Source organism: Enterocloster sp. 210928-DFI.2.20 (assembly GCF_020554465.1).
In the GTDB taxonomy this organism is placed as follows: domain Bacteria; phylum Bacillota; class Clostridia; order Lachnospirales; family Lachnospiraceae; genus Enterocloster; species Enterocloster bolteae.
Map to the genome: position 1 here is coordinate 274,816 of NZ_JAJCHK010000002.1, position 23,087 is coordinate 297,902.

General features: G+C 50.7%; 16 protein-coding genes and 1 CRISPR repeat array. Of the genes, 13 read left to right on the forward strand and 3 right to left on the reverse strand.

Features of this window, described 5'->3' with window-relative positions:
- Positions 1 to 95: 95 nt before the first annotated feature.
- The 8 genes from LI015_RS04020 to LI015_RS04055 all read left to right on the forward strand — a co-directional run bounded on the left by LI015_RS04020 (position 96) and on the right by LI015_RS04055 (position 9,624).
- A complete protein-coding gene (locus LI015_RS04020; protein WP_227124195.1) occupies positions 96 to 1,046 on the forward strand; it encodes an alpha/beta hydrolase in 951 nt (316 codons plus the stop codon).
- A 98-nt stretch (positions 1,047 to 1,144) separates the two neighbouring features.
- Complete coding sequence (locus LI015_RS04025) at positions 1,145 to 4,141, forward strand: sigma 54-interacting transcriptional regulator (protein ID WP_227124196.1); 2,997 nt, start codon at positions 1,145 to 1,147, stop codon at positions 4,139 to 4,141.
- A gap of 46 nt (positions 4,142 to 4,187) precedes the next feature.
- Positions 4,188 to 4,826 carry a bifunctional 4-hydroxy-2-oxoglutarate aldolase/2-dehydro-3-deoxy-phosphogluconate aldolase gene (locus tag LI015_RS04030; RefSeq protein ID WP_002568510.1) on the forward strand — a complete coding sequence of 213 codons (639 nt, stop codon included), beginning with the start codon at positions 4,188 to 4,190 and terminating at the stop codon, positions 4,824 to 4,826.
- Complete coding sequence (locus LI015_RS04035) at positions 4,823 to 5,296, forward strand: PTS sugar transporter subunit IIA (protein WP_002568509.1); 474 nt, start codon at positions 4,823 to 4,825, stop codon at positions 5,294 to 5,296. Before LI015_RS04030 ends, LI015_RS04035 begins: the two co-directional genes overlap by 4 nt.
- A gap of 27 nt (positions 5,297 to 5,323) precedes the next feature.
- Positions 5,324 to 5,602 carry a PTS sugar transporter subunit IIB gene (locus LI015_RS04040; protein ID WP_002568508.1) on the forward strand — a complete coding sequence of 93 codons (279 nt, stop codon included), beginning with the start codon at positions 5,324 to 5,326 and terminating at the stop codon, positions 5,600 to 5,602.
- 88 nt (positions 5,603 to 5,690) lie between these two features.
- On the forward strand, positions 5,691 to 7,058 hold the full coding sequence (locus tag LI015_RS04045; RefSeq protein WP_002568507.1) for a PTS galactitol transporter subunit IIC: 1,368 nt from the start codon (positions 5,691 to 5,693) through the stop codon (positions 7,056 to 7,058).
- On the forward strand, positions 7,042 to 8,682 hold the full coding sequence (gene ilvD / locus LI015_RS04050; protein ID WP_319638714.1) for a dihydroxy-acid dehydratase: 1,641 nt from the start codon (positions 7,042 to 7,044) through the stop codon (positions 8,680 to 8,682). The genes LI015_RS04045 and ilvD overlap by 17 nt, the downstream gene beginning before the upstream one ends.
- Before the next feature lie 237 nt (positions 8,683 to 8,919).
- Positions 8,920 to 9,624: a DUF5714 domain-containing protein gene (locus LI015_RS04055; RefSeq protein WP_002568505.1), complete on the forward strand. Its 705-nt coding sequence runs from the start codon at positions 8,920 to 8,922 to the stop codon at positions 9,622 to 9,624.
- A gap of 17 nt (positions 9,625 to 9,641) precedes the next feature.
- On the opposite strand, the gene LI015_RS04060 is transcribed toward LI015_RS04055, so the two are convergent.
- Complete coding sequence (locus LI015_RS04060; protein WP_227124198.1) at positions 9,642 to 10,970, reverse strand: glycosyl hydrolase family 18 protein; 1,329 nt, start codon at positions 10,968 to 10,970, stop codon at positions 9,642 to 9,644.
- Between the two features lie 305 nt (positions 10,971 to 11,275).
- Between LI015_RS04060 and LI015_RS04065 the strand changes: the two genes are divergently transcribed.
- The 4 genes from LI015_RS04065 (at position 11,276) to LI015_RS04080 (ending at position 19,923) form a co-directional block, all read left to right on the forward strand.
- Entirely contained in the window at positions 11,276 to 15,481 is a 4,206-nt protein-coding gene (locus tag LI015_RS04065) for a DEAD/DEAH box helicase (protein ID WP_227124199.1), read from the forward strand.
- A gap of 207 nt (positions 15,482 to 15,688) precedes the next feature.
- A CRISPR array of direct repeats spans positions 15,689 to 16,657; the repeat unit is 33 nt; unit sequence GTCGAGGCTCGCGAGAGCCTTGTGGATTGAAAT.
- A gap of 288 nt (positions 16,658 to 16,945) precedes the next feature.
- Positions 16,946 to 17,641, forward strand: coding sequence for a hypothetical protein (locus LI015_RS04070; RefSeq protein WP_227124200.1), 696 nt, complete (start codon positions 16,946 to 16,948; stop codon positions 17,639 to 17,641).
- A 369-nt stretch (positions 17,642 to 18,010) separates the two neighbouring features.
- Positions 18,011 to 18,484: a GNAT family N-acetyltransferase gene (locus tag LI015_RS04075; RefSeq protein ID WP_002568500.1), complete on the forward strand. Its 474-nt coding sequence runs from the start codon at positions 18,011 to 18,013 to the stop codon at positions 18,482 to 18,484.
- A gap of 122 nt (positions 18,485 to 18,606) precedes the next feature.
- Positions 18,607 to 19,923, forward strand: coding sequence for a replication-associated recombination protein A (locus tag LI015_RS04080; RefSeq protein ID WP_227124201.1), 1,317 nt, complete (start codon positions 18,607 to 18,609; stop codon positions 19,921 to 19,923).
- A gap of 63 nt (positions 19,924 to 19,986) precedes the next feature.
- Here the strand turns inward: LI015_RS04080 and LI015_RS04085 are convergent, their stop codons facing one another.
- Positions 19,987 to 21,093 carry a M24 family metallopeptidase gene (locus LI015_RS04085; RefSeq protein WP_227124202.1) on the reverse strand — a complete coding sequence of 369 codons (1,107 nt, stop codon included), beginning with the start codon at positions 21,091 to 21,093 and terminating at the stop codon, positions 19,987 to 19,989.
- A 223-nt stretch (positions 21,094 to 21,316) separates the two neighbouring features.
- On the opposite strand from LI015_RS04085, the gene LI015_RS04090 reads away from it, so the two are divergent.
- Complete coding sequence (locus LI015_RS04090) at positions 21,317 to 22,291, forward strand: uroporphyrinogen decarboxylase family protein (protein WP_002568497.1); 975 nt, start codon at positions 21,317 to 21,319, stop codon at positions 22,289 to 22,291.
- 18 nt (positions 22,292 to 22,309) lie between these two features.
- Here the strand turns inward: LI015_RS04090 and LI015_RS04095 are convergent, their stop codons facing one another.
- Positions 22,310 to 22,972 (reverse strand): GntR family transcriptional regulator, encoded by a 663-nt coding sequence (locus LI015_RS04095; protein ID WP_002568496.1) that lies wholly within the window; start codon positions 22,970 to 22,972, stop codon positions 22,310 to 22,312.
- Between the last annotated feature and the right edge of the window lie 115 nt (positions 22,973 to 23,087).

The window sequence follows — 23,087 nt, forward strand, 5'->3', positions numbered from 1 at the left end:
AAGAATGCGGGCTATGTCTTTTTGCGTTGCCGTACCGTTCATTTTATCCGGCTCATGGCTTAAAAACAGTAATGACGCAAAGCGGAGGGACACACATGTATTACGGAAAAGATGGATACTGGAAGAAAGTACAGGAATACCTGCCGGAAGAAAACCGGCTGACCGGCGTTTGGCGGCCGGATGAGTATTTTGTGGGAATAGGCAGGTTTGGCATACATATAGACCACTACAGGGTAAAAGAAGCAAAAGCGCGGGTTATACTGTTTCACGGTGTGGGGGGAAACGGAAGGCTTCTGTCTTTGATAGCAGTACCCCTCATGAAGCAGGGTTACGAGGTAATCTGTCCGGACCTTCCCCTCTATGGAATGACCGAGTATTACGGAAAGGTGGTATACCAGGATTGGGTGGACTGCGCGGCTGAGATAGTCATGTACTATCAGGCCAGGGAGATAAGGCCTACCTTTCTGTTCGGCCTCAGCGCAGGGGGAATCCTGGCATATCAGACTGCATCCGGACTGCCTGAGATTCAGGGAGTGATAGCAACCTGCCTTCTGGACCAGAGAGAGCCGTTGGTCCGGAAAAACGTTGTGAGTTCCGGGTGGATGGCAGAACACGGCCTCAGGCTCATATCAAAGGTATCCGCATGGCTGGGCTTTATAAAAGTGCCTATAAAGTGGGTGGGGAATATGAAGGCAATCGTAAACCATGAGGAACTGGCTGAGGTGCTGATGAGAGACAGGCGTTCTTCCGGGGCAAAGGTGCCAGTGGCATTTCTGCACACGCTTTTAAATCCTCATATCCACCCGGAGCCGGAGCGCTTTAGCAGGTGTCCCGTGCTTCTGGTGCACCCGGAAAATGACAGATGGACAGATGCCAGTCTCAGCAGAATATTCTATGACAGACTGAATTGCAGCAAGGATATGAAGCTGTTAAAGGGGGCGGGCCATTTTCCAATAGAAAAGGAAGGGCTGATGCATCTGGAACAGTACTGTGTGGAGTTTCTGGAAGAATGTCTGGCGCAGCGCCTTGTAAGCAACTGCCAATAGGGGAAGCTGGCTGGATTGCCATGTGGTAAATCATATCAAAAGATGGTATGATAATACTCATTGAAACAGGCTGTATGATTGTATGGGAGAATGCGCGCATGGAAGAACGGATATTGCAAATCATAAAAGGTGAGGACAGTAAGAATCCCCTGACAGATGAGGAGATAGCGTCCCGACTGCAGGTATTCAGGGAGGATGTGACCACGGTGCGCCGGGAGCACCATATACCTGATTCCAGGAAGCGGAGGAAGCCGGTCATATTTGAGGACATGAAGCGGATTCTGACAGAACATCCGGATGTGTCGGACCGCGGGCTTACCAGGATGCTGGAGGAAGCCGGCTACAGGATAGGAAAATATGCCGCAGGCAGGCTGCGGGAGGAACTGTTGGAGATATGGACTCCTTTTGGCGACTGCCAGGAGAAGGAGGGAGCCGGTCTGGCACCGGATTTAGCGAAACATACGGAATATGCAAAACATACGGAATATGCGAAACATGCGGAATATGAAGAACCTGCGGAATCCGGGGCGGAGGATGAAAGGGCTAATGCGTTCAGCGCTTTTGTAGGGTTTGACGGTAGCATGAAGACTCAGATTACCCGTGCCCAGGCTGCCGTGCTGTATCCGCCCAGAGGGCTGCACTGCCTTATATACGGACCTTCTGGCGTGGGGAAAAGCTTTCTGGCGGAGCTCATGCATGAGTATGCCTGCGGTACTGAAAATTTTGGTAAGGACGCTCCCTACTTTGAGTTTAACTGTGCGGATTATGCGGATAATCCCCAGCTTCTGCTGGCCCAGCTCTTCGGATACAGCAAGGGGGCATTCACCGGCGCTTCTGACAACAAAAAGGGGGTAGTGGAGCTGTGCAATGGGGGAATTCTGTTCCTGGATGAGGTGCACAGGCTGCCCCCGGAGGGCCAGGAGATCCTTTTTTATCTGATGGATAAGGGGAGGTTCAGACGTCTGGGGGAAGTGGATACCCAGCGGGAAAGCCATGTGATGGTCATTGCCGCAACCACGGAAAATCCCCAGAGCTCCCTGCTTCTGACCTTCAGGCGCAGGATTCCCATGGTGATAGAAATTCCCTCCTTAAAGGACCGGCCGGCGGGAGAGAAGCTGCAGTTTATCCTGCGGTTTTTCCAGTGGGAATCCAGACGTCTGGGGAAACAGATAAAAATAAGGCAGCAGGCGCTCTGGTGTCTGTTGGGCGGGGACTGCCCGGGCAATGTGGGACAGCTTAAATCGGATATACAGGTGTGCTGTGCCAAAGCGTTTCTGGAAGGACGGGCCAGAAAGGACGGACGTATCACCGTATCATTCGCCAGCCTGACGGAGAACCTGAGGAAGGGTTATGTGCCTGACCGGATTACCAAAGATATAAAGGAACTGTGCCCTGACGACTGTTATGTGTTTCCCGATGATACCGGGGAATCAGCAGGAAAATCAGGAACGGAAACCTTTTTGGAGGGCTTTAACATATATGAATCCCTGGAGGAAAAGTACGACCAGCTGCTGAGGGACGGCCTTAGGGAACAGGACATCGAAGTCCAGCTCACCGACGAGATAGAGTCAAGGTTCCAGCGCCATATCCATGAATTCCAGAAGTCGGGGATACGGGAGGACGAGATTGCCGCTATTGTGGGGGACGACATTCTGCGCATGACGAGGGATATCTGTGATCTGGCCAGAAAACGGCTTCCCGGGCTGGAGGAACAGGTGGTGTTTCCTCTGGCCATTCATCTGAACATGGCCATGGAGCGGATGCGCAGTCACGGGCGTATGGTGTACCCAGGCATGGAGAATATTCGCCAGCAGTCTTACGAGGATTATGAAGCTGCCTGCTATGCTGTGGATGAAATACAGAAAAAGTATTATCTGACCCTGCCGGAAGAGGAAAAGGCATTCCTGGCCATGTACTTCAGGAAATTCAGGAAAAAGGACATGGCCCAGGAGGGGAGAATTGGGGTGCTGGTGGTATCCCATGGCCCAGTGGCCAGCGGAATGGCCCAGGTTGCCAATGCCATCATGGGAACGGAACACGCTGTTGGAGTGGATATGAACCTGTGGGATACGCCGGCTCAGATGGCGGAAAAGACAGTGGATATGGCCAGGCGCGTCAACCAGGGAAAAGGCTGCATCGTGCTGGCTGACATGGGATCACTCCTGAATGTGGGACAGAAGATTCGGGAGGAGACAGGCATGCAGGTCAGAGTGCTGCCCCGTACAGACACCATGATGGTGGTGGAAGCAGTGCGAAAGACCATGTGGACGGATGAATCCCTGAACGAGATTGCGGATGAACTGGACAAGATTAAACTTACCGGAACCAGGGAACAGAGCGAGTCCAGGAAAAAAGCGATTTTGTGCCTGTGCATCACAGGACAGGGAGCTGCCGTAAAATTAAAGGAACATTTGACGGAACGCCTGAAGAGCAACCTGGCCGGGACCGTTGTAGTGACCAGGGGGTACATTGAGGATTCCAGCATTGATCGCATCATTGCCAATACGGAAAAGGAGTATGAGATACTGGCTATTGTGGGCACCATCAATCCGGATTCAGGCACTTATCCGTTTATATCTGTAAGCCGGGTTTACAGCCCGGAGGGCATCAGGCAGCTTCGCGGCATATTAAAGCGGAGTGCCATGTTCGAAGAAAACCAGCTGTCGGAGGTTATCTCTCTGGGCCATATCTATATAAGGACAGAGGCGGAGTTTAAGGACCAGATTATAGATGAGGCAGTGGGACATATGGCAGAGGAAGGATTGGTCCGGCAGGAATTCCTTCTCAGCGTCTATAAGCGGGAGGGAATGATGACTACCCGGCTCAGCCAGGGGATCGCCATTCCTCATGGCGACCCTGGATTGGTTACAAAACCAGTCATTTCTGTTACAAAATTAGACAAACCCGTTTTATGGGATGGAGTCAACACCGTGGATGTTATTTTTGTGCTGGCCATTCAGGAGGATTCCAGAAAATATTTTGAACAGCTGTATCAGATTATTTCTGATGAATCCATGGTTTCTGCCATCCGCGCCAGCCGGACACGGGAAGAGATCCGTAATCTTTTATGTAAAAATACAAAATCAGTCAATTAGTTGGCATCATTCTTGCTTTATATATTGTCAGAAAGGAGCGAGAATGATGAATATAGAAAAATTTCCGAAAGTGACAGTAATCTTAAGAGGCTATACCTATTCACAGACCCGCACGGTTGTCAAGAACCTGGTGGGGACCTGCTTAGGCTCCGTTGAAATTACCATGAATACTCCGGGAGCCCTGGAATCCATACGGAAAATCAGCCAGGAATTTGGAGCACAAATCATGGTGGGAGCCGGCACGGTCCTTACTTATGAAGAAGCCGTGGAGGCCATTGAGGCAGGTGCAGCCTTTTTGTTGTCTCCCACGGTATTTGAAAAGCGCATATTGGACCTGTGCCGGGAGCGCGGCGTGGTGTCTGTACCGGGGGCTTTTTCACCTTCGGAAATCAGACAGAGTTTTCTGGACGGGGCGGATATTGTGAAGATATTCCCTGCCGGCAGGCTTGGGAGCAGATATGTGTCAGATATCCAGGCGCCTCTGGGGAAAATGCCGCTGATGGTCGTGGGGGGCATTGGCACCTCAAATGTACAGGAGTACTTTGCGGCAGGGGCATCATTTGCGGGAATCGGTTCGGGTATTTTCCTGAAAGAGGATATACTGAATGAAAATGAAGAGGGAATCCGCGGTTCCATAGCAGCCATGGAAGAGAAAATGAAGAGTATGGAGGAAAAAGAATCATGAGCGGCATTGCGTTTAATGAATCATTGATTCTGGAATTTGACAAACCTATGACGGACCGGGAGGTTCTGTCTGCCATGACAGATTATCTCTGTGAAAAGGGCATTGTAAAGGATACATATAAACAGGCCATCCTGGAGCGGGAGCAGTCCTTCCCCACGGGTCTTAAGACCGGGGGAATCAACGTGGCCATTCCTCATGCGGATATCTGCCATGTTAATGAGGCGGCCATCTGCGTGGCGGTGCTTAAGACACCGGCTCCCTTCAGGGCCATGGATGAGCCTGACAATGACGTACCGGTAAGCCTGGTCATCATGCTGGCCCTGACAGAGGCCCACGGACATATTGAGATGCTTCAGCGAATCGTAAAGCTGATTCAGAACCAGGAGGATATGAAACACATAGTGGAGGCAGGACAGCCTGACACCATCCATAAAATCATCAAGCAGTATCTGCTGGAAGATGAAAACTAAAAGAGACTATCAAAGGAGAAAATAAAAATGAAACGTATATTAGTGGCATGTGGAAATGGAATCGCAACATCAACGGTAGTGGCAACCAAAATCAGGGAGAAATGTGAAGACAACGGAATCCCGGTATCTGTAACCCAGTGCAAGCTTCTGGAGGTGGAATCCAAGGCGGATGATTTTGATTTGCTGGTTACCACAGGAAAGTTTACGGGCGGCAATGTGAATATCCCGGTGGTAGGCGCCATTTCCCTGCTGACAGGAATTAATGAGGATGCAACGCTGGATGAGATTCTGTCCCATCTGAAATAAAAAGGGGTTTGAGTGTGTCTCAAACGCGCTCAGGACAGACAGCCGTAGGCTATGAAAGACAAATGAAATCTTAGGGGAGATTAATCATATGCAGATACTTTATAATATTTTCAATACGATTCTGGATGCAGGCGCTGTGGTCATGCTTCCAATCATCATAACCATCATAGGGCTTATTTTCCGGGTGAAATTATCAAAGGCTTTCAGAAGCGGCCTTACCATCGGCATTGGCTTTGCGGGTATTAATCTGGTCATCAACATGATGAAGAGCAATCTGGGGCCTGCCGCCCAGGCCATGGTGCAGAATTTCGGTATTAAGCTGGACATTCTGGATGTGGGTTGGGGAGCCATCGCGGCAGTTACATGGTCATCGCCGATTATCGCTATCCTTATATTCTGTATTCTGGCCACCAACATTGTTATGCTGGTACTGAAGGCCACAGATACCCTGGATGTGGATATCTGGAATTATCATCACATGGCAATCGTAGGAATCATGGTTTATTTTGTGACTAAAAATGTGGCAATGGGTATCGGTGCAACGGTCATCATGGCCATTATCACATTTAAGCTGTCAGACTGGACCGCGCCTCTGGTGGAGGATTACTTCGGTATTCCCGGCGTATCCCTTCCAACCATGTCAGCTCTTTCCTCCATCATTATCGCAGCACCCCTTAACTGGCTGCTGGATAAGATACCCGGAATCAACAAGATTGATTTTGAAATCAAGGATGCCAAGAAATATCTGGGATTCTTTGGTGAACCCACCATCATGGGCCTGGTACTTGGCTGCGTTATCGGTGTTCTGGCAAAGTATTCAGTGGCTGATATTATGGCGTTGGGCGTAAACATGGCGGCTGTCATGGTATTGATTCCCAAGATGACCTCTCTTTTTATGGAAGGACTTATGCCAATCTCAGAGGCTGCCAAAAAGTTTACCCAGGAGAAGTTTAAGGGCAGGAAATTCCTTATCGGCCTGGATGCGGCGGTTGTAGTGGGAAATCCTGATGTCATCACCACATCCCTGATTGTCATTCCGCTAACCATCCTTATGGCTGCCGTACTTCCGGGAAACCGCGTGCTTCCCTTTGCGGACCTGGCGGTTGTGACCTTCCGTGTGGCCCTGGTGGTTGCTATCACCAGAGGAAACCTGTTTAAGAACATCATCATGGGCCTGGTGTGTACAGGGGCCATCCTGCTGGCAGGTACGGCTACAGCGCCTGTCCTGACCCAACTGGCCACCTCCGTGGGACTGGACCTGGGGGAAGGAATGATTACATCCTTCGCTGCCACCAGCCTTACGGTAAGCTTTCTGGTGTACGAGGCATTCATCAAGAAGCCGTACATTTTTGTGCCGGTACTGATTGCGGTTATGGCAGCCGTATGGGTGTTCATGAATCGTTATAACAAGAAGAAAACAATGTTAGCAGGAGGAAATGATGTTGCGGGCAATTGATAAATTGGAGCCGTTCCAGAAAGCCATATCCAAGGCCCATCTGGCATCGGCAGGCGTTTCCATCGACTCCCTGGACCACAAGCCGCTCATTGCCGTTGCCAACAGCTGGAATGAGATATGTCCGGGACATGAGCCTTTAAAACAGCTGGCTGAGGAGGTAAAGAAGGGAATCCTGGAAGCCGGCGGCGAGCCCATTGAGTTTAACACGGTAGCCATGTGTGACGGTATTGCCCAGGGGCACTCCGGTATGCGATACTGTCTGCCCCACAGGGAAATCATCACGGATTCCATTGAGGCCATGGTGGTGGGCGAGGGAGTGTTTGACGGAGTAGTGTACATGGGTTCCTGCGATAAAATCGTGCCGGGAATGCTGAACGCAGCAGCACGGATTGACCTTCCTTCAGTTATTGTCACGGCCGGTCCCTGCTATGCCCAGATAAAACCCAATGAGTCAAAGGAACTGCGCCAGCAGTTCCTGCGGGGAGAGATAACAGAGCGGCAGCTGATTGAGGGAACGCTCAAATATTACACGGGCCCCGGAATCTGTCCCTTTCTGGGAACAGCCAATACCATGGGCGCTCTCTGTGAGTCCCTGGGTATGATGCTGCCGGGAGGAAGCCTGATTCCTTCAAGCACCAGCATGCGCCGTTTCAGCGCAAGAGAATCAGGTCGGGTTGTGATGAAGATGGTGGAGAAGCAGATTCGCCCCAGCCAGATTATGACACGGGAGGCGCTGGAGAATACCATCACCCTTCTTTCCGCTATCGGAGGCTCCCTGAATGCCCTGATTCATCTACCGGCGCTGGCGGCAGAGCTGGGGATTTCCCTGGACTGGGATGATTTTTCAAAGATTACCACTGCCACGCCGGTACTGTGCTCCATTGTACCCAACGGAAACCGGACCGTGGTAGACCTGCACTATGCAGGCGGAATACCGGCTGTGATGAAAGAGCTGGAGTCTGTAATGAACAAGGATGTGCTGACAGTGACTGGGGAAACACTGGGGCAGATTCTGGAGCGTACGTCTCATGGCGACAGGGAAGTTATAAAGTCCATGGACGATCCTGTATCCAGGGCAGACGGAATCCAGGTTCTCTATGGCAATCTGGCGCCCCAGGGAGCCCTGGTAAAGACATCGGCAGTTCCCATGGAAGTGCGGCGTTTTAAGGGCGCGGCCAGGGTATTTGAGGGCGAGGATGAGTGTTATGCTGCTTTCCGGGCAAAGGAGATAAAGGAAGGTGATGCCGTTATTGTACGCTATGAAGGTCCAAAGGGAGGTCCGGGAATGAAGGAGCTGCACCGGATTACGGAAATCATCAAGGGAATACCCAACACAGCGGTCATCACGGACGGGCGTTTCTCGGGGGCCAGCGGCGGCTTAAGCATCGGGTATCTGTGCCCTGAGGCAGCAGAGGGAGGTCCAATTGCCCTGGTTAAGGATGGGGACAGGATAACTGTGGATTTGTATAAGGATTACCTCCATCTGGAGGTCAGCGACGAGGAACTTGAAGCCAGACGCAGGGAATGGAAGGCAGTGACGCGTCCAAGAGAAAAGGGTCTCCTCGGCCGGTACGCCCGCCTGGTGAACACGGCCAGGTCAGGCGCTACCCTGAGCAGAGAGTAGAGAAAAAGAGTGTAAACCAGTTCCGGGAGCGGTTCCGTGCGGTTTGCGCTCTTTTTCGATTTGCGGTAAGAACCGTCAGGAAGAGGGCGGGGAGGGGGAACAGCGGAGGGCAGGAAGTGAATGTGAAAACCGATATAAAAACAGAAAAATAAGTATTAACGGGGATAGGGATTATGGTATACTGAAATGAGATTGGCCTAAGAATAAGAAATGAATGGTTAACAGGAGGATACGGCAATGGAAGAACAAACAACGGGATGCCTGGTATGCGGTGCGCCGCTGGAATATTTCCCGAGTCAGATTGAAATGGAATGTACCTACTGTCACAAAACATTTATGAGCAATGCCAGATGTGTGAACGGTCACTTTATCTGCGACAGCTGCCATGAGCAGATGGGCCTGCGTGTCATTGAAGATATATGCAGGCATACAGACAGCAAGGATCCGGTGGCAATCATGAAGAAAATCATCCTGTCTCCCTATATCTATATGCATGGACCGGAGCACCATGTGCTGGTGGGCTCCGCGCTTCTGGCTGCCTATAAGAACGCCGGGGGAGAACTGGATTTGGACGCGGCCCTGGAAGAAATGAGGAACAGAGGGGCACAGGTGCCGGGAGGTATCTGCGGTTTGTGGGGAACCTGCGGGGCTGCTGTGAGTACAGGTATTTTTGTCAGCCTGATTACAGGGGCCTCACCCTTAAGCGGAAAAGAGTGGGGGCTTTGCAATGAGATGACCTCCAGAAGCCTTGGGGCTATTGCCAAAACAGGGGGACCCAGATGCTGTAAACGGGATTCCTACACAGCCATACTGGAGGCAGTGGATTTTGTGGGGGAGAAATTCGGGATATGGATGGAGCGGCCCAAAAAGACAGTATGCGGATTGTACGGCCGGAATGAACAGTGCCTGAAGGAAAAATGTCCTTACAATCCGCAGGGATAAACAGCGGGACATAGGGATCATTGTATGCCCCTTCCGATGGCTGACAGAAGGCTTTTGCCGGAATCGTCCGTGTCCTGGGTCAGTTCCCATATCATGATTCCGCCTAGGTTATTCCTGGCGTACGCGGCCTTTTTTTCTATGGTGGAAATGCCGTTATACCAGACATCCATTCCACTCACCATGGCATGGTCTTTATTCCCGGCATCCGGGTCAGCGGCCAGGATATCCCCGTAACCGGCCCAGCCGGGACGTCCGTAGAAGGGAACACCCAGCACCACTTTACCGGCCGGCATTTTTCTTGTGCCGCACCAGTAGGCGGCGCTGTTTACTGCAAAGTCATAGGAAGAATGGCGTTCCCCGTCACCGCCGTCATAGGCCATAACATGAATCCAGTCCACTGCGTTTAACACGGCATCGCTGTGGGCCGCGGCATCATAATAAATATTGCCGTCTGCGCTGACCCCGCTGACGACAGCGCTGGTCAGAAGCTTTCCCTGGGCATGGAGCGCGTCTGCCAGGTAAAGAATCAGCTCCTGGTACTGGTCCTTGGAGGGCCCGTCTACCCTGGGATGCTCCCAGTCCATGTCCACGCCGTCAAACCCGTACTCATTGCACATGGCCAGTATTTCATCGCCCAGCTGCCTGGTTTTTTCACTGGTTGAAGTGGCGCTCACGAAGACTGGTTCCAGCTCGGCACCGTTATAGCTCCATCCGCCCACAGCTAATAAGACCTTGACCTGGTTTTTATGGGCATCCTCTATCAGGCGGACTGCTGTTTCCGGGTTTTCCAGGGGGAGCAGTCTGCTGTCCGGTGTGGGTATGGCAAATGCGTAGGCGATGTGGGTCAGCACATCCATCTGCAGCTTTTGGGGCTGGTAGGATTTCCAGTCAGGGTAATAACCCACCACCTTTACCGGGGATGAGGCGCCGGCTGTGGGAGCGGCCTGGGAATCTGCGGGAGGGGGCGTCTGCGGAGCAGCCTCCCACACATCGGCCTGCCCTGGAAGCTCCCCTAAGGTCCACCACCTGGCTATATATATTTTACCGCCGCAGGCCACCTGATCGCCGCCTGTATAGGTGGTGTTTTTGTCCCACTCAGGATAGGACGGTCCGGAGGTCAGTATGGCCTGGGGAGCAGATATGCTGACGGCAGCTTGTTCCGGGGAAGCCGGGAGTGCTGAGTCCTCTCCGGTGGTTATAAGGGGGATGTTTTCCTGTCTGCCGGATATCCGGGAACCGGAAGTATCTGCGGCTGCATGTCCTCTCACCGCGCTGGAGAGCAGGAATCCGGCTATGAGTCCAAGCAGGAATATGAGAAGAAAAATGCCTGTTTTCCGTTTGTCCATGATTGTTCCTTTCTTTTGTTTTATCAGATTTCTGCTGTATTTTCAGATTTTCATTCCCACAGGCTCTGATTCAGCCTGTTATTGATATGAGTATATTATACAATAAGATTAGGGTTAAGGAAACAGGCGGCGCCGGAACTGCTGCAAATGAAAGACCGGAAAGGACCTTTCAGAAAGGCAGTTCTGCCATGTCAGTCATAGACAGGCAAAACAGTGCAATGATATAATAATATAAATACCTGTAGTTTTACGGAACATAATCCGGACAACAGGAATGACACACAACTGCCCGCATGGAGGAGCTTATGCAAGAGGATACCCTTAAACAATTCCTGCCAGCCACTGAAAGCTGGTTTAGGAAAACATTTGGAGAACCCACCAAAATACAGAGAGAAGCATGGCCCGCCATTGCTGACGGAAAGCACGTGCTGGTAAGCGCTCCAACCGGTACAGGAAAGACCCTTTCAGCTTTCCTGGTGTTCATAGACCAGTTGGGCGGACTGGCTGAGAGGGGGGAACTTAAGGAGGAGCTGTATGTGATATATGTGTCTCCCCTTAAGTCTCTGGCGGGGGACATCAGGGAAAATTTACGCAAACCTTTGGAGGGGATCGGAGCGGAAGCTCCCGGGGAAAGCAAAGCGGAAAGCAGACCGGGTAATCCATCCATAGGGCAGATTCAGACCGCCATCCGTACCGGGGACACGCCTCAGAAAGAGCGCCAGAGGATGGTAAAGCATCCGCCCCACATCCTGATTATCACTCCGGAATCCCTTTATCTCATGCTGACATCCAAATCCGGCCGACAGGTGTTAAAGACTGCAAAAGCAATTATTTTGGACGAGATTCACGCCCTCATAGACACCAAGAGGGGGGCGCATCTGATGCTGTCAGTGGCCAGGCTGGATAAACTTTGCGGTCGCAGGCTTCAGAGAATTGGCCTGTCAGCCACCATTGAGCCGTTGGAGCTTGCGGCCGCCTACCTGTCCCCGGAACCGGCCGTTATCTGTGCACCTTCCATGGATAAACAGGTGGATATACAGGTTATTGGTACGGCCCCTGCTGTGGGAAGGCGGAAGGATCCGGTATGGGAAGAGCTGGGAATGGCAGTATACCGCCAGTGCTTAAGCTGTAAGAGTGTAATTGCATTTTCCGAAGGAAGGCGTTATGTGGAAAAGCTGGCATACTATGTAAATCTGTTGGGCGGGGACGGGTTTGCCAGAGTCCACCACGGAAGTCTGTCAAAGGAACAGAGGGATGAGGTGGAACGGGATTTAAGAGAGGGGAGGCTGAGACTGTTATGTGCCACGTCGTCCATGGAACTGGGCATTGACGTGGGGGATGTGGAGCAGGTTCTGCAGGTCGGATGCCCCCGCACCATTTCCAGCACCATGCAGCGCCTGGGCCGGGCCGGCCATAATCCGGGCCGGGTCAGCGTCATGTATATGTATCCCAGGACTGCGCCCGAATCAGTATACTGCGGCATGACCGCACAAGTGGCCCGCCGTGGAGGCGTGGAACGGGCCAATCCTCCGCGCATGTGTCTGGATGTACTGGCCCAGCATTTGGTTTCCATGGCTTCGGGAGAGAGCTACAGCATAGATGATGTGATGGATGTGCTGGAGCGGTCGTATCCGTTTTACCAGGTGACCAGGAAGGATGTGGAGGACGTCCTTGCCATGCTGGCAGGAGATTACGAACACAGCCGGGAGATACCGGTGCGTCCGAGGATTTTGTATGACCGGATTCACGGCCGGGTGGCTGGGGATGTTTACAGCCGTATGCTGGCCACGGCAGCGGGAGGGACCATACCCGACAAAGGGATGTACGCAGCCAAAACAGAGGACGGGGTGAAGTTAGGAGAGCTGGATGAGGAATTTGTCTATGAATCCAGGATCGGGGACCGGTTCATGCTGGGGTCCTTTGGCTGGCGTGTGGTCCGTCAGGATAAGGACTCTGTTATCGTGACCCAGGCCCCGGCCGAAGGCGCCAGACTTCCATTCTGGAAAGGGGAGACAAAGGGAAGAGATCTTAGAACCAGTCTTGCCTTTGGCCGTATATTAGGAGAGCTGGAGAAGGCATGCCGTGAGGGAGAGCTGGAAAAAGCTCTGGAGAAACTGGGATTAGACGAGTCTGCGTCGGTCCATGCGTCCGGATTTATAACACGTCAGATTCAGGCCACAGAAGGACTGCCTGATGACAGAACCATAGTGGTGGAGCATTTTAAGGACAGTACAGGAAGCCACCAGGTCATGGTCCATGCTCTGTTTGGAAGACGGGTAAATGGTCCGCTGTCCCTGGTCCTGCGTCATATGATACGCAATACCATGGGGATGGATGTGGGGAGTGTGGATGAGGAGGATGGCTTCCTTCTGTATCCATATGGCAGGGAGCAATTGCCGGAAGGACTTTTATTCCAAATCAACCCGGACCAGGTACGGCCGGTGCTGGAAGCAATCCTGCCTGATACGCCTCTGTTCGGCATGACATTCCGCTACAATGCTGCCCGCGCCCTGATGATGGGCATGAAACGGAACGGGCGCCAGCCGCTTTGGATGCAGCGTCTTAAGAGCACGGAAATGTTAAGCTCCCTGATGGACCAGCCGGACCATCCGCTGATTCGTGAGACAAAACGGGAATGTCTGGAACACCAGTGGGATATCAGCGGAGTGATGGAGATACTGGCCAGGATCCGTTCCGGCTTCATTACGGTCAGAGAAATCTGGCTGGATGTCCCTTCTCCCATGTCTCTGCCCTTCCAGTGGCAGGCAGAGGCAGAAGAGATGTATGAGTACTCACCGGTGACGCCTAAAATCCGCCAGACCGTGCAGGAAGATTTGAAAAAAGCATTGCTTAAGCCCACACCAGAGGAACTGTCCAGGGGATGGTCACGGAGAAAAATGCCGGAAAATGAGGAGGAGCTCCATTCGCTTCTCATGATGGAGGGAGATTTGGAGGCAGGAGAGCTGGATATACCTGCTGACTGGCTGGAGGCCCTGGCCCGGCAGGGACTGGCCTGTTATGTGGAGCCGGGAATATGGATAGCGGCAGAACATGAGGACGAATATATGAGGGCATTGCAGCAGCAGGATGAGGAAGCCGCAATGCACATTGTCCGGCGCATGCTCTATTACCGCGGCGGTCAGACTGCGGTGGATGTAAGGGAACGGTATTTTCTGTCTGAGGAGATGACAGAGGCGCTTTTAGATAAACTATGCCGCTGCAAAAAAGCAGTGGAGGACCAGGGCGTATACTATCACGAAAAGCTCTATGAGAGGGCCAGGGAAGGCCATATACGCAGCCTGCGCAGTCAGGCAGCCACGCAGCCCGCATCTCATTACGCCGCGCTGATGGCAGCCAGGGCAGTGACACATTCCACGGCAGAAGAACAGTTAAGGGAAGCCGTGGAAAAAGGATGCAGAAAGCCATGCCCTGTACGCTTTTGGGAAAATGTGTACTTTGCCAGGCGGGTGGAGCGGTATGGAGCCAGTCTTCTGGACCGGCTGCTGGCCCAGGGGGACTATTTCTGGAGAATGTCGCCGGAAGGAACCCTTTGTTTTTGCAGCTATGAGGATATAGACTGGGAGGCATCTGCCGGGGCAGAGACAGCAGGGCTTAAGGGCGATGAGCTTCTCATGTACCAGGAGCTAAAGCGCAGAGGAGCCAGTTTTCTTAAATTCCTTACAAAAATACCAAAGGAAGGCAGCGCCCAGGAAGTATTGTTAAGTCTGGCTGAAAAGGGCCTGGTATGTGCAGACAGTTTTGTGCCTGTAAGGCAATGGCAGAATCAGGACAAGGTAAAGAAAGCTGCTGTGAGACAACGTGTGAATACCAGGGTCATGGCACTGTCAGCTGGGCGGTGGGATATAGTAAGGCCGGTAAGAAAATATGGACCGGAGGAATGGCTGGAGCAGTTTTTTGATGAAAATATGATTCTGTGCCGTGAGACTTTTAGAAAGTCTGTACAGGCTGTGTCAGACTCGCCCTATGTCCAGACCGGAGAAGATGGAAAAAAATGGGAGTGGAGCTGGGCCCAGGCATTGGAAATTCTTCGTATCTGGGAATATACAGGCCGCATCCGCAGAGGTTATTTTGTAGAGGGGATGTCGGGAGCCCAATTTGTCTGCGGAGAGGATTATGATGCCGTGACCGGCGCATTGAGGGAGCCGGATGACCATACGGTATGGTTAAACGGAACAGATCCGGCCCTGGTGTGGGGAAAAGTTCTGGAACTACCTGAAAAATGTGGATTTCTGGCAGTGGCCGGAACAGCGGTGGCCCTGAAGGCGGGAAAGCTGGCTGCTGTAATGGAACGTCAGGGCAGAGTACTGCGTATTTGCGATGCCGAAGATATGAAGGAAGTGATGGCGGAATTTGTCCGTGCGTTCAAGCAGGGAGCCATATATCCGGAACAAAAGAGGCTTGTATTGAAAGAGTATCCGGCGGAGGCGGCAGAGGCTTTGCAGCATGCAGGATATATGCGGGAAATGAAGGATTATGTAATATATAAGTAGAGTTGGTTTCTGTGAGTTGGGAGCCCTTCAAACCAGGTACGAATGCCAAGCTGACATGAAATGCCTGGGAGATTCGCACCTGAAAAACAGAGGAAAAGGCCGTGAAAGCGGGCTGGGTGAATGGACTGAATTGGTTGAACTGGGGAGAGAAGAGCATAATGCATAAAATGTTAGGGGGGATGTGGCGCAGGTTTGGATAATTTTGCTGTCGAGGCTCGCGAGAGCCTTGTGGATTGAAATATGATACTATTGCCCGGTATGTCCCGGATGATAAGTCGAGGCTCGCGAGAGCCTTGTGGATTGAAATACGAATGGAGCCGACACGGTCTCAAGCTCCCACGAGGTCGAGGCTCGCGAGAGCCTTGTGGATTGAAATGCAAGTTGACCTTGAGACATGCCACTTTTTGCCGTCGAGGCTCGCGAGAGCCTTGTGGATTGAAATTCTTCCGCACTGCAAAAATACTGGGCCTAAAACCGTCGAGGCTCGCGAGAGCCTTGTGGATTGAAATCACCTCTGGGATGGTTAAAACCACCCCAGCAGGGGTCGAGGCTCGCGAGAGCCTTGTGGATTGAAATCCCGTCATCCACATCTATCATGCCCCTTGACTGGTCGAGGCTCGCGAGAGCCTTGTGGATTGAAATATTATCTGTTACATTTGTGTCACTGGTTGAATCGTCGAGGCTCGCGAGAGCCTTGTGGATTGAAATTTGACTTAATAGGGGCAAGTGAAGGTGGACGAGAAGTCGAGGCTCGCGAGAGCCTTGTGGATTGAAATCTATGTATTTACGCATTACTGTATCAATCCTTGGTCGAGGCTCGCGAGAGCCTTGTGGATTGAAATAGTAGTTGTCTAACTATGGCCTTAAACTTTTTCGTCGAGGCTCGCGAAAGCCTTGTGGATTGAAATATTTGCACAGGCTGGGCAGGGTCCTCCCCTGTCCGTCGAGGCTCGCGAGAGCCTTGTGGATTGAAATATCAAATATCGGCGGTTAAAGTTTAAGTCTCCCAGTCGAGGCTCGCGAGAGCCTTGTGGATTGAAATTGCATCTTACAAATAAAGAATTACCGGTTAAGCGGTCGAGGCTCGCGAGAGCCTTGTGGATTGAAATAAGCTTTCATCAAAAATCACATTTATCGTTCCGGGTCGAGGCTCGCGAGAGCCTTGTGGATTGAAATAATGAAATGATGTCGCTTGTATCAACGTCATATAGTCGAGGTTCGCGAGAGCCTTGCAGACCAAAAGATACCTGTAAGCCCCTAAATTAATGCAAAAGGAAAATTGCGCCCCGCGTACCTAATGCATTGAAAGCAGCCATAATTATATATTGAGAATTCGCAAAACATCAGTTAAAAGAACATATTAACAGTATCCCGGTCAACAGGGAATCCGTTAAGCACATCCCCCCCTCTGCAAATAACATCCGCCCCCAAAAACACCAACATAAACAAAGGAGTAACACATATATGATTGAAATAATCTATAGAGACAAACGCTTTCTTGTTAAGGGCAGCTTTTCCATAGGAATAGCAGGAAACTATGTAAATGAGGATTTTGGGGATGAGAATATCATGATTAACGATACGTTAGAGGAAATCATGAAAGAATTGCAGGATGAGGACTCCTTTTGGTACAAGCCGCTGTTTCCCTATCTTAAATCTGAGACAGCAGACAGTGGCGGAATAGCCAGAGGTCTTACCGCGTACTACAATCAAAAGGAAAAGGAAATCAGGGAGAATGAAAAGCAAATTAATGATTGTATATTATATCGGCTTTTCAGTGACTTAACAGGCAGCGGATATCCATTTTGGGAGATAGAACAAGCGGTTATACCGGGGCGTATGAAAAATGGAGGCGGGGAGTTCCAGGAAAAAGAAGTATACTCAAAAGAAACAGCCGAAGTTTTCCAGTGGGCTGATGAATTCGACTGCGTACCCAATAATGGAACCGTGGATAAAACAGATGTGGAAGAAAGGCTTAGGGAATTGTTTCCCATGTTCAACTTTGAAGGGTTGGTTAAGACCATGATTCCGGAAGGCTTATCATTGCAGGGGCGGTTCATGGCATTTCAGTTTTCAGACGGATGGGGATCTGATTTGCTGGAATGCGCATATGATGAAATGGATGAGGAATTTGCCTTCAGGGATTGGCACAATCATTAGGTGAAAACCAATCCGGAAAAGGTAAATTGAGTGCCATAATGGTGCCCAAGTCAGCAGACAGAATATGGACAGTAGCGTGAAGCAGTGAAACGAAATGAGCTGTTTGACATTTCCATGCGCTAAGATTAGAATGAAAAAAGCAAGTTATATGCAAGTTATTTGTTTGCCTGACTTGGGCAGATTACCCGGCATATCAGCAGTTGCAGAGGAGATAAAGATATGCATCCAAATTTTTGGTTAATTATTATTTGTGCTGTTATAGCGATTACAATAGCTATTGTAATGAACAAGAAAAAGAAATAGTGAAAGAAATTCCAGGTTATGGAGAGGGCGAATTCCTCTGTTAATTGAAAACTGCAGGAGGCGGTTATGGACTACAAAATCAGAACAATATCAGAGGGAGAAGAAAGCCTGCTTCAAGATTTTTTGTACCAGGCTGTCTTTGTGCCGGAGGGAGTGCCTGCACCGCCCAAATCCATTATCAGTCAGCCGGAATTGCAGATATATATAACCGGCTTCGGGACGAAAAAAGACGATATTGGTTTGGTTGCAGAGGTTAATAAAAAGGCTGTGGGCGCTGTTTGGGTACGTATTATGAATGATTACGGACATATAGATAATGCCACTCCGTCTATTGCAGTTTCCCTGTATAAAGATTACCGTGGATTGGGAATAGGTACAGCTTTAATGAAAGAAATGCTCCGTATTCTGAAAGACAGAGGATATAAGCAGGCGTCACTTTCCGTACAAAAAGCAAATTATGCTGTGAACATGTATCAAAAAACAGGATTTGAAATTGTGGATGAAAAAGGGGAAGAATATAGTATGCTTTGCCGTCTGTGATAATACAATTCCAGCTTTTTGCCCGTATACGGCAAAATCACAGTAAGATAAACTAGAACATGAGAATATCCGGTTTCTTAGTAATCATACAGATCCATTTCTGAAAGGAGAGATAAAAAGCCATGGAACAGATGTCATTATTCGATGACAGAGAAGTATACAATCCTCTGGCCAGCAGGCTGCGCCCGGAAGACCTGGACGGATTTGTGGGACAGGAGCATCTTTTGGGAAAGGGGAAGCTGCTGCGCCAGCTCATTGAGCAGGATAAGATTCCATCCATGATTTTCTGGGGGCCTCCCGGTGTGGGCAAAACCACCCTGGCGGGAATCATAGCAAAGCGGACCAATGCCCAGTTCATTAATTTCAGTGCTGTTACCAGCGGCATAAAGGAAATCAAGGAGGTCATGGTCCAGGCTGAGAACAGCCGGAGGATGGGAATTAAGACCCTTTTATTTGTGGACGAGATACACCGCTTCAACAAGGCACAGCAGGACGCGTTTCTCCCATATGTTGAAAAGGGAAGCATCATTCTGATTGGGGCCACCACGGAGAATCCTTCCTTTGAGATCAACAGCGCTCTCCTGTCACGGTGCAGGGTCTTTGTGCTCCAGGCATTGACGGAGAATGACCTGGCCCGCCTTATAAAGACAGCGCTTAAGAGTCCTAAAGGGCTGGGTTATCTGAATGTGGAGATCACAGACCCTATGATTGCTATGATTGCCGGGTTTGCCAACGGGGATGCCAGGACGGCTTTGAATACCCTGGAAATGGCAGTGACAAACGGGGTAATCAGTCCGGATAAGACCACGGTCACAGAGGATGTGCTGAAGCAGTGCATCGGGAAAAAGAGCCTTCTGTACGATAAGAAAGGGGAAGAACACTACAACCTTATATCCGCGCTCCACAAGTCCATGCGCAATTCCGACCCGGACGCAGCCGTATACTGGCTGGCGCGTATGCTGGAAGCAGGGGAGGACCCGCTGTATGTCGCCCGCAGGCTGGTCCGCTTTGCCAGCGAGGACATAGGAATGGCGGACAGCCAGGCTCTGACGCTGGCAGTGTCTGCTTACCAGGCATGTCATTTTCTGGGAATGCCTGAGTGTAATGTACATCTGAGCCATACCGTGATTTACCTGTCCATGGCGCCTAAATCCAATTCTGCCTATATGGCCTATGAATCCGCCAGGGCTGACGCCCAGAACATGCTGGCTGAGCCGGTGCCCCTTACCATTCGCAATGCTCCTACCGGACTCATGAAAGATCTGCATTATGGCGACGGCTACGTGTATGCCCATGATACAGAGGAAAAGATAGCCCGGATGCAGTGCCTGCCGGACTCCCTGGCCGGAAGGGAATATTATCATCCTACGGACCAGGGCGCGGAGGAACCTGTAAAAAGCAGGCTGGAGGAAATCAAGAAGTGGAAGAGAGGGCAGTAATGCCCAATAGCCCTGGCATCCGTACCTGCCTCCGGCCATTCATACGGATTTCCGGCCATCCTTCTAAACAATCATCAGTTCCTTTGTCATGGTATTAAGGGATTCACAGCCTTTTTCCGTTATCACGATTAAATCCTCTATACGTATGCCAAACTGTCCAGGCAGGTAGATGCCTGGCTCATTGGAGATTACATTTCCGGTTTCCAATACACCTTCTTCGCTGGCTGAGGCAAAGGGCGGTTCATGAATATCCAGCCCTATGCCGTGGCCCAGCCTGTGGGTGAAGTATGCCCCATAGCCAGCCCGTTCTATGATACTGCGGCCAGCCAGGTCCATATCACGGCAGGCCGTGCCCGGGGCAGCTGCCTTCAGGACAGCCAAGTGGGCTTCCAGAACAATGGAATACACCTCTTTAAATTTATCTGATGCATATCCCACGGCGCAGGTTCTCGTCATATCTGCATGATATCCCTTATAGGTCCCGCCAAAATCGAACATTACCGTGTCTCCTGCCTGTACCTTGTTGTCCGACAGGATGGGATGGGGGGAGGCGCTGCCCGGATCGCAGGCAATGAGGCCGGGGCCCACTGCGTCAAAGCCTTCCTCCAGACGCAGTTTCATCAGCTGTTCTGACAACTGGCGCTCTGTTTTTCCTTCCAGGCCATTCTCCAGCAATCTGGCAAAGGCCCTCTCGGCCATTTCCTGTGCTCTCCTGATTATGGTAATCTCTTCCGGCGTCTTGCTCTTTCTCAGGGGAACCAGGACGCTGTCTGCATTGTTCCATGAAATGCCGGGATACAGTTCCATGAGCCGGATAAGGCAGCTGCTCTGCATTCTGCCTGCCACAGCTGCTTTTATGCAGGATTTCCTGGATATGCCGGGAGCGGCGGACAGGACCGAGTACATTTTTTTAAATGGGTCCCCGCTGTCTTCCCAGAAAATGGGGGCTGCCTGGCAGTCTACCTCTTTTAAATAGTTTTTTTCCACGGCAGGACACAGGAAATAGGAGTCGTGTTCGGTTAGGAGCAGGGCGGTCAGACGGTCCGTGGCTGGTTTTGAGTAGCCTGTAAGGTACATAAGATCAGATGAAGGCGTGATGACCAGCAGTGAAATGCCGGCATCCTCCATGCGGTTTCTTGCTTTTGCAATGCGCTGGTCATAAATATTCATAAAAATTTCCTTTCTCACATTCAAAAATTACCCCGTGCTGATAATATTATAAAACATATTAGATATAGAATAAATGTACAAATTTAATGAATTATTTTATTAATAATAGCCAAATAACACAAAAAATGCTTGACATACACCCTAACTGATAATATTATTGATAATATCAACAGAGAGAATAATATACATATACATGCATCAAAAAGGGAAAGGAAGTAACAAAATGGAAACCATGACAAAGAGGGAACGTATCAGAAATGTATTAGAAGGAAAACCAGTGGACAGGACGCCTGTGGGATTCTGGCTTCATTTTCCGGAAGAAATGCATCATGGTGAGAAAGCCATTGAGGCCCATCTGGACTTCATGAAGGCCACGGATACAGATATCCTGAAAATCATGAATGAAAATATCCTGTATGACGGGAATACAAAAATTGAGCGGCTGGGTGACATCAGCAAGTTCAGGGGATTTTCCAGGAAGGATGCCATCTTCCAGGACCAGATGGAAATTATCAAGAGGATAGCCGACAAGGCAAAGGGAGAGTATCCCATCATGTCCACCATCCACGGCCTTATTGCCTCCGCCTTCCATGAGACAGGTTTTGCAGGCAACTACACCAGTATGGGATACCAGCTTACCTTATTCTGCCGGGAACGTCCGGCTGAGATGAAAAAGGTATTCCGGACCGTGGCTGAGACTCTTATGGAATTTTCGGATTGTTCCCTGGAGGCCGGCGCGGAGGGCATCTTCTATGCGGCCCTGGGAGGAGAGCGGAATTTCTTTACAGATGAAGAGTTTGAGGAATTTGTGGCCCCCTATGAGAAAATGGTGTATGACCACATCAAAAAGACAACGGATTTCAATGTGCTGCACATATGCAAGAGCAATATTGACTTTAACCGCTATAAGGATCTGCACCCGGCCATTGTGAACTGGGGGATTTATGGAAATGATTTCAGCCTGACAAAGGGCGCCGGGCTTTTCAGTGACAGTATTATTCTGGGAGGATTCCCGGACAGGCACGGAGTCCTGGTCACCGGGACAGAGGAAGAAATCTTTAAACATACCAGTGAGGTACTGGAGGAGATGAAGGGAAGACCCTTTATCGTGGGCTCAGACTGCACCCTTCCCACGGAAATCGCCTATGACCGCATACGGTGCGTGGTGGACTCAGTGGAAAAGCTGGAGCAGAGGTAAAACCGGAACCGGCATCCATCAGGTGGTGATGCCGGTCCCCAGCAGTTCATCCTCCATAAACAGGATATCTTTTTTCAGATACTCATGAGCCGAGAATACGTCGTGTCTTTCCAGGCTGGACACGAAGAAGTCGTGGTAACTGGCTTTATTGGCAGCAATTACATCCTTTTTCAGGGTGTACAGCTGGGCATAGGCCCGGCGGTAGGTGGTCATGGCCTGCTCCATGGCATTGTTCACCTGCTCGTTGCCTGCCAGGCGCACCACCGTCATGTGAAACTGGTAGTTGTTGCGCCAGGCTATCCACAAATCCTTTTTTTCCGGATTTACCAGGCGCACCTGGTTCTGGCGCTTCAGCTCTTCGATGTCAGCCGTGGTGATGTTCTCCATGACCTTGGGGAGGCTGGACAGTTCCAGGTAGAGACGCAGCTCCGTCACATCGCGGACATTCTTACTGCTGATGGCAGTCACCTGATAACCGCATCTGGGAATGCTTTTCAGTACATTTTCATGGCATAGCTGGATTAAGGCTTCCCTGACAGGGGATTTGCTGACCCCGAAGTAGGATATCATATGGTTTTCCGTGAACAGGGTGTCAGGCAGCAGCTTTCCCTGGCAGATTAGCTCGATTAACTGCTGGTATACGGTGTCCTTTAAGGATAGTTTCGGTGACTGGTTGTCCATGTATAACTCCTTTTTGCATTGAGATAAGCGAAGGGAGAGAGAATCGCTTTTAATATTATAATAGGCCAATATAAAAAATTTGGCAACGGAATTTTTAAAATATGAAATGAGGAGG

Coding starts and splice junctions, on each gene's coding strand:
- LI015_RS04020 (WP_227124195.1), top strand. CDS start 96: ATGTATTACGGAAAAGATGGATACTGGAAGAAAGTACAGGAATACCTG.
- LI015_RS04025 (WP_227124196.1), top strand. CDS start 1,145: ATGGAAGAACGGATATTGCAAATCATAAAAGGTGAGGACAGTAAGAAT.
- LI015_RS04030 (WP_002568510.1), top strand. CDS start 4,188: ATGAATATAGAAAAATTTCCGAAAGTGACAGTAATCTTAAGAGGCTAT.
- LI015_RS04035 (WP_002568509.1), top strand. CDS start 4,823: ATGAGCGGCATTGCGTTTAATGAATCATTGATTCTGGAATTTGACAAA.
- LI015_RS04040 (WP_002568508.1), top strand. CDS start 5,324: ATGAAACGTATATTAGTGGCATGTGGAAATGGAATCGCAACATCAACG.
- LI015_RS04045 (WP_002568507.1), top strand. CDS start 5,691: ATGCAGATACTTTATAATATTTTCAATACGATTCTGGATGCAGGCGCT.
- ilvD (WP_319638714.1), top strand. CDS start 7,042: ATGTTGCGGGCAATTGATAAATTGGAGCCGTTCCAGAAAGCCATATCC.
- LI015_RS04055 (WP_002568505.1), top strand. CDS start 8,920: ATGGAAGAACAAACAACGGGATGCCTGGTATGCGGTGCGCCGCTGGAA.
- LI015_RS04060 (WP_227124198.1), bottom strand. CDS start 10,970: ATGGACAAACGGAAAACAGGCATTTTTCTTCTCATATTCCTGCTTGGA.
- LI015_RS04065 (WP_227124199.1), top strand. CDS start 11,276: ATGCAAGAGGATACCCTTAAACAATTCCTGCCAGCCACTGAAAGCTGG.
- LI015_RS04070 (WP_227124200.1), top strand. CDS start 16,946: ATGATTGAAATAATCTATAGAGACAAACGCTTTCTTGTTAAGGGCAGC.
- LI015_RS04075 (WP_002568500.1), top strand. CDS start 18,011: ATGGACTACAAAATCAGAACAATATCAGAGGGAGAAGAAAGCCTGCTT.
- LI015_RS04080 (WP_227124201.1), top strand. CDS start 18,607: ATGGAACAGATGTCATTATTCGATGACAGAGAAGTATACAATCCTCTG.
- LI015_RS04085 (WP_227124202.1), bottom strand. CDS start 21,093: ATGAATATTTATGACCAGCGCATTGCAAAAGCAAGAAACCGCATGGAG.
- LI015_RS04090 (WP_002568497.1), top strand. CDS start 21,317: ATGGAAACCATGACAAAGAGGGAACGTATCAGAAATGTATTAGAAGGA.
- LI015_RS04095 (WP_002568496.1), bottom strand. CDS start 22,972: ATGGACAACCAGTCACCGAAACTATCCTTAAAGGACACCGTATACCAG.